The organism is Oscillatoria sp. HE19RPO (genome assembly GCF_024220515.1).
Lineage (GTDB): Bacteria > Cyanobacteriota > Cyanobacteriia > Cyanobacteriales > Laspinemataceae > Laspinema.
The window spans coordinates 1-5,714 of sequence record NZ_JAMXOT010000347.1 but is presented as its reverse complement, the minus strand read 5'-3'; the positions used below and the strand labels follow the sequence as shown (position 1 = coordinate 5,714).

Sequence of the window (5,714 nt, the reverse complement as noted above, 5' to 3'; positions counted from 1 at the left end):
AGGCTCAATGCCTTCGGGCAGAGAGAATAGGGGCAATTGGCACCGCCTTGATTGCCGAAAGGCTACGGCTGAGTAGGGTTTAGCAGTCTTACGACTGCCTTCTAAAGAATCCCCGTGTCTTTAGACCGGGGAGTGTCAAAATAAATAACTTAATGGCCGGAAACCTTCTCCTATAGGTAGATTTATCAGCGGTTCCCGGCGGTTTGTCTTTGTTCTTATGTTTCCACTGTTAATCGGGCTTAAGAGAATTCCCAATTTTTGTCTTTAAACGAGCAGGGGTTGGGGGACATAATCCCCTTCCCCCAACAAAAATTGATGACGAAGGAAACTCATGAGACGGTTCAGTTATTGAGCGTTACTCCTCCAATCCCTTTAAAAAATTAGGCTCAAGTCTTGCCCGGTAGAATTATCGGGCAAAATCGTCCCCCCATCGCCTTTAAAATGTGGCTCCATGCAAATCAGCCGGAGTGAGGTGGGATTGGATGACCTCTCCATCACGAAACATGACAATTCGCTTACTGGCGCGGGCAACTTCCGGTTCGTGGGTTACCATCACGATGGTCATGCCACTGGCATTAAGTTCTGAAAAAATATGGATGACTTCTTCAGTGGTTTTGGTATCTAAAGCGCCGGTGGGTTCATCCGCTAAAAGTAAAACAGGCTGGTTGACGATCGCCCGGGCGATCGCCACCCGTTGTTGTTGTCCCCCAGACATCTGATTCGGCTTATTATTCATCCGATTTTCTAAGCCGACCCGTGTTAAAGCCTCCATCGAACGTTCCCGCCGTTCCGAGGCAGAAATCCCAGCATAAACCATCGGCAACATGACATTTTCTAAGGCGCTCAGTTGAGATAACAAATGATATTGTTGAAAGACAAATCCTAACTTTAAATTCCGGATTTTAGCTAAATTCGCATCTTCCATCTGAGTAACATCTACCTGATCCAGATAATAATATCCGCTACTGGGTCTATCCAGACAGCCAATAATATTCATAGCCGTAGATTTTCCCGAACCCGATGCGCCCATAATTGAGCAATATTCCCCTTCATGAATCGTTAAGTTAACCCCTTTTAGGGCTTGCACTTCTGTATTGCCGGAACCATAAATCTTGTAAACATCTTTGAGTTCTACAATGGCCGATTTTTGTTCCGGACTCGGTAAAGTGGATTGGAGTTGATTTTGAGAGTTCATAGTAATCTTTAATTCATTAAATTTACAGATTCACGTCATTTGTCATTTGTCATTTGTCATTTGTCATTTGTCATTTGTCATTTGTCATTTGTCATTTGTCATTTGTCATTTGTCATTTGTCATCGTTTGATAGGAGAGATGTTCGTAGTAACGACTTCAGTCGTTATATTTCTTAGTTCGTAGTAACGACTTCAGTCGTTATATTTCTTAGTTCGTAGTAACGACTTCAGTCGTTATATTTCTTAGTTCGTAGTAACGACTTCAGTCGTTATCCTCGTGACTCGGCAGCAGCCCACTCACGAGGACCAATGACCAATGACCAACAACAAATGACATAAGACAAATCACTCACTTCTTAATGCTACAATCGGGTCGAGTTGGGCCGCACGACGGGCCGGGACTACACCAAAAAATAAGCCGATACCTCCAGAGACACTGGTTGCCAGGGCGATCGCCATTCCGGAAACTCCTGCCTCAAAAGGCGTGACTAGGGCAATCAAAAAAATACCCCCCATCCCAATGCCAATGCCGACTGCACCCCCCACCACCGATAGAATCACTGCTTCTATGATGAACTGAATTAAAATATCTTGCTCAGTTGCCCCGATCGCCTTGCGCAACCCAATCTCCTGAGTCCGTTCCCTCACCGATACCAACATGATATTCATAATCCCAATCCCACCCACCAGTAAGGAGATGCTCGCCACTGCGGAGAGTAACACCGTTAACGCCCCGGTAATCGCATCAAAAGTAGTCATTAAATCTTGCTGATTCTCAACCAAGAAATCATCTTCGTCTGTAATGCCATGACGCAGACGCAGCAAATTTTCAATTTGAAACTGCGCCATTCCCATCCCTTCTTCATTGGCGACCCTCACCCAAATGAACGAAAGTGTCAGTCCATAAGGCGATTGTCGTCCTAGGATTCTATTGGCCATAGTCGTGATAGGAATTAAGGCGGTTTCATCGTAGTTTGTCCCAAAGGATGCTCCTTTGGGTTTCATCACCCCAATCACTTCTAGGCTGACATTTTTAATTCTAACTTTTTCTCCAATCGGATTGCTATCCCCAAATAAAGCAATGGCTAAATCTGAACCTAACGCCACGACTGGATTGCTGCGCTGAACATCTAATTCATTTAAAAATCGTCCGGTTTCCACTTCAAAGTTGCGGACGTTCAGAAAATCTGGCATCGTGCCAAATATCAAGGCTGAAAAGTTTTGATTGCCATAGCGCACCAGTTCACTGCCGTTGAGTTCTGGCGAGACCCCATTGATACCGGGGACTTGGGAGGCGATCGCCTTGGCATCGTCCAAGACCAAGGTTTGTGGCGGTCCTCCTAATCTTTGATTATCCTGATTTCCTGGGGCAATAATCAATACATTGGTTCCCAAAGATTCTATTTGTCCGCCAATAAAATTTTGTGCACCTGAACCAACCCCAACGGTAGCAATCACGGCAGCATTCCCGATAATAATCCCCAGCATGGTGAGGGTACTTCGAGTTTTGTTTGCCACTAGGGTTTTCGTGGCCATGTCTAAGCTTTCCCAGAGGTTCATGTTTCTGTGTCCTTCCCCTCAAATAAATTTTTGATGTTTTAAGCGGGATCACCCCTAACCTACATTTTACGACCACCTAAGTAGGTAGGAAAAAATATTTTCCGTTTTTTTGCCTGAAAGCCTTTCACAGCAAAGATTCTGATAATTTTCAAGTGGGCTTTAATTACGCCTACCTACCTAAAAATATAAAGATCCAGTAGCCGGGATGATTTTATTTCCAGTGGGACGACATACAGATGAGAATTCTCCTGGCTTTTATACAGAAAATGTAATGGCTACCAATCTGGAGAAATATCCCGGGTTTTTGCTTGAAAATTGACCGAGTTTATTGAGTGGATCGCCAAATTTTAATGGTTTGGTCGGCACTGGCACTGGCAAGGGCCTGTCCATCGGGACTAAAGGCCACTGAGAGAACTCGCCCTTGATGATTGTTAAACAGGGTTCGCAGGGAACCATTGGCGACATTCCACAGGCGCAGGGTGCGATCGGCCCCCCCACTGGCTAATAGTTGACCATCGGGACTAAATGCCACCGTTAACACCCAATCTGAATGACCCGTTAAGGTACTTTTCAAAGAGCCGGTGTTGACATCCCATAATTTGATGGTGTGATCGGCACTGGCACTGGCGACGGTTTGTCCATCAGGACTAAAGGCGATCGCGGTAATCGGGCTAGAATGACCTTCAATGGAGCGCCACTTTTTCCCCTTGGGCATTCTCCAAAACCGGATGGTGTTATCGTAGCCCCCACTCACCAAGGTATTACCATCGGGACTGACGGCGAGACCCCAAACAAAGCTGGAATGCCCGTTTAGGGTCCGTCTTTCTCGTTCGGTGGTGACATCCCAAAGGATGATGCGGCGATCGGCACTGGCAGAGGCAAGGGTTTGTCCATCAGGAGTGAAGGTGACACCGTGAACCGCAAAGGTATGACCCAATCGAGTCCCGGTCAAAATCCCCTGATTCACATCCCATAACTTGACGGTGAGATCTGTACTGCCACTCGCTAACCCTTGTCCATCGGGACTAAAAGCGACGGAATTCACATCATCGGAATGTCCAAATAGGGTGCGAATCAATTCCCCACTGGTCCAATTCCAGAGATTGATCGTCTGATCTCGACTGCCACTGGCTAGGATGCTACCATCGGGGCTAAATTTTAGGGTATTTACCCAACTGGTATGTCCTTCTAGGGTTTTGTCTAAAATAAAGCTGGGTCCAGATTGGGGGTTCAGGGTTTCGGTTGCGGGAGGCTGGATTTGGGAATGGGCCACTTGCCAGCGATCCTGGAGGGCGATCGCGAAGGTTAAACTCATTAAGCTAGAAAGTAAAAACCAGCGCCAAGATAATTTCATGTTCAGGGTCCGATCCTCTATATGTCTTTTGGTTCGCGATCAAGAAGATACTCTTTCTTTTTGAAAAGTTCATCTTTAATCACTATTTATACCCTTAGAGGGGTTAGTTCTGCGCGATCGGCTAGGTCTTACCCATCCTCCATCTCCCCTTCCTGCGGTGGCCTTGTTCAGTGGGCAAAAGTTGGACAGACCTCCTGGATGACCCTGCACCTCCCCCTACCGGCTTCAGTGTTTTTTCATAGGCCTATCTGGGCTATTTTCATGAGAATTCATAATTTTTGGATATTTTCTATTCTACAATAAAATACTTTAAATTGAGGAGATAACTATGTTTAATTTCTATAAAAAATCGCTATTTAAAGTGGTTTGTTCGAGTTTTATCCCTTCAATAGACTGAGGTAATTCACCTCTAAGTGGGGGGCGCATCTAGGAGTTGGGGGAGGGGCCAGAATTGGAAAAAAAGTTTGCATCGGAAAACAAGTCGTCGAAGCGACCATTTACCCACCCTAGGCATAAATGCAGCAAGTGATTAAATCCCTCAGAACTCCATCGCATACCTACACCCTTAAAGCGCTGTTGGATTAACCATTTACAAGCACTCTCAACCATCCCAGAACCTCTGGGTATAAATCCGCTTCAAAACTTTTATAAGTAATATGATTTTCATGAGTTTTCAAATAGTTATGTACTCGGCGGATAATTTGGCGTTGGCTAAGGGTTAAACAACCCTCGGGTAAAACTTTTTCTAATTCTAAAATTACTTCTCTTGAATTTCCATATCTTACGGTGATGTCGCCACTGTTTAAACCAGGTTTTTGCTTCCTTCGTCCGGCCATCTTTATAAGCGGCTGCCGCTGACCACAAATGTCCAGCCGCATGATAAAAATCTAATACCCCTATTACATTTAATGGAGCTAAATATTGATAATATAAATTCCAAAAACCTACTCCTCCATCGGAGAGCCACACTACCTTAGAGGCTCTATTTAATCCAGAACGAATTGCTTCTAGCATTAGCCGGGGACAGAGGTCACTAATATTTCCTAGTACCCCTACTAGACGCCGTTGATGTAACCGGGTTGCTGTTTTACGCTCTTCGAGTAAAATATGCTCCTCGTCGGGCGATTACTCCCACTTTTACTTCTCGCCATTGTGTGGCTCCAGATGGAGTTTTTTCCTCCGGTCTAAAAGGCCCCATGACTCCATCAGCAGCTAAGGGAACTCCAAAAAATAAAATCCCCAAAAAACCCGCAGGCTGAAGCCTGGGGCTACACGGACAAAGCCCGCCTGCGCGGGCTAACACAGTCTTGTTAGGTGCTTAACCATCGGGATTTGGATGATTTATTTGTTGGAACACCCTAAAGCTAAAGCCATTTTTTCGACATCAGCGGACAAAGACTCAGCTATCGGGTTGTCCCCTTGCTCAAAAGCCGCTATTTCTTTCTGAGTTTGTTCCATTGTCAGTCGGGCGCATCTAGGAGTTGGGGGAGGAGTCCCAGAAGGGTCTGTATCGGGAGCAGATTCAGAGGAGGGGTTGGGGTAAAATAAAAAAGGAATGTGATTGCACACATTCCCTGTTCACAAATTTTTCATGTAACTCTATGAT

The 5,714-nt window shown here is 45.4% G+C and carries 4 protein-coding genes; all 4 read right to left on the bottom strand.

All coding sequences use genetic code 11. The features are described 5' to 3' along the window. Window positions 1-436: 436 nt before the first annotated feature. The 4 genes from NG833_RS26145 to NG833_RS26130 all read right to left on the bottom strand — a co-directional run bounded on the left by NG833_RS26145 (window position 437) and on the right by NG833_RS26130 (window position 5,122). The gene (locus NG833_RS26145; RefSeq protein ID WP_254568206.1) at window positions 437-1,195 is read right to left on the bottom strand and encodes an ABC transporter ATP-binding protein; all 759 of its coding nucleotides are present in this window, start codon (window positions 1,193-1,195) and stop codon (window positions 437-439) included. Window positions 1,196-1,539: 344 nt separating this feature from the next. Continuing rightward, window positions 1,540-2,754: an ABC transporter permease gene (locus tag NG833_RS26140; RefSeq protein WP_254568205.1), complete on the bottom strand. Its 1,215-nt coding sequence runs from the start codon at window positions 2,752-2,754 to the stop codon at window positions 1,540-1,542. 325 nt (window positions 2,755-3,079) lie between these two features. Then, on the bottom strand, window positions 3,080-4,108 hold the full coding sequence (locus tag NG833_RS26135) for a WD40 repeat domain-containing protein (protein ID WP_254568204.1): 1,029 nt from the start codon (window positions 4,106-4,108) through the stop codon (window positions 3,080-3,082). Window positions 4,109-4,819: 711 nt separating this feature from the next. Further along, entirely contained in the window at window positions 4,820-5,122 is a 303-nt protein-coding gene (locus NG833_RS26130) for a hypothetical protein (protein WP_254568203.1), read from the bottom strand. Between the last annotated feature and the right edge of the window lie 592 nt (window positions 5,123-5,714).